We start from the raw sequence: 1,614 nt of genomic DNA on the forward strand, positions 1-1,614 counted from the left end.
TTCAACGAAGCCGTCCAATACCTCCACACCCACAACGTCACCACCTACGTCGAACTGGGCCCCGACCCCACTCTCACCGCCATGACCCGCGCCTGCCTGGGCGAGGAGGCGCAGGGCGCGGTGACGACCGTCGCCGCCCTGCGCCGGGGGCGCTCCGAGGTGCGGACGCTCGCCGTCGCCCTCGGCGAGGCGGCCGTGCGCGGTGCTGTGCTGGACGCGGAGGGCCTCTTCCCGGGTGCGCGGCGGGTCCTGCTGCCGACGTACGCCTTCCAGGGCACCCGGTACTGGCTCAACAGCCCGGCCACCGCCGAGGACGTGGCGAGTCTGGGGCTGACCCCGGCCGAGCACCCGCTGCTGGGTGCGGTGACCAGCCTCGCCGGCGGGGAGGGCCTGCTGCTCACGGGCCGCGTCTCGCGCGGCACCCACCCGTGGGTGGCCGATCACGCGGTCGCCGGAACCGTTCTGCTGCCCGGTGCCGCTGTGGTCGAGATGGCTCTCGCGGCGGGCGAGCGATGCGGCTACGACCGCCTCCAGGAGCTGGTCCTCGAAACGCCGCTGACCGTTCCCGAGGAAGGCCGTGTGCACCTGCAGGTCGCGCTCGGCGCCGAGGAGTCGGGCACCCGGTCCGTCACCGTCCACTCCCGCCCCGAGCGGGCGACCGATGCGGAGTGGACCCGGCACGCCTCCGGTGTTCTCTGCGAGGCCGGCCCGGTCCCGGCGCCGGCGCCGGCGCCGGACGGCGCCGTGTGGCCGCCGGAGGGCGCGACCGAGCTGGCGGTCCACGACCTCTACGTCCGGCTCGCCGAACGGGGATACGCCTACGGCCCCGCCTTCCAGGGGCTGCGGCGGGCATGGAGACGCGGCACGGAGACGTATGCCGAGGTCGTGGTGCAGGAGGGCATCGACGACGCCGCGTTCGTCCTGCACCCCGCGCTGCTGGACGCCGCCCTCCACGGCCTCCTGATCGAGGACTCCGACGAGATGAACGTCCCGTTCTCGTTCAACGGGGTCACGCTGCACACGGCGGGTGCGACCGTGCTGCGGGTGCGCCTGGCACCGAACGGCGCGGGCGCCGCCTCGCTCACGGCGACGGACGCCGACGGCCGGCGTGTCCTGACCGTGGACGAGATCACCCTGCGGCCCGTCGGTGACCTGCACGACCTGGCCGGCACGCAGGACGGGCTCTACCGCATGGTATGGAAGCCCTTCGCGGCGGCCCCGGGCCACGCCACGGGTCCCTGGGCGGTGCTGGGCTCCGACCCGCACGGGCTGGCGGCGGCCGTCTCGGGGGACACCTACGCCACGGCGACCGCCCTGCGGACCGCGATCTCCTCGGGAGCCCGACTGCCGTCGTTCATCGCGGTGTCGGAGAGTTTCGCGGATGTGCACGAAGCGGTCCAGGACACCCTCGCCGTGCTCCAGGAACTCCTCACCGACACCACCCTCGACTCCACCCGGATCGTCATCCTCACCCGCCGGGCCACCGCCCTCACCACCGACGAGGACATCCACGACCTCCCCGCCTCAGCCCTCACCGGCCTCATCCGCACCGCACAGAACGAATACCCCGACCGCATCACCCTCCTCGACATCGACGACACCGACCACCTCGCC

General features: G+C 73.5%; 1 protein-coding gene. It reads left to right on the forward strand.

All coding sequences use genetic code 11. The annotated features are described in order from the left end of the window. Positions 1-1,614, forward strand: a 1,614-nt coding sequence (locus tag AVW11_RS35520; protein WP_206281958.1) for a polyketide synthase dehydratase domain-containing protein, incomplete at both ends; no start/stop codon positions are given.

The sequence above is a fragment of the Streptomyces amritsarensis genome, assembly GCF_001953875.1.
GTDB lineage: Bacteria > Actinomycetota > Actinomycetes > Streptomycetales > Streptomycetaceae > Streptomyces > Streptomyces amritsarensis.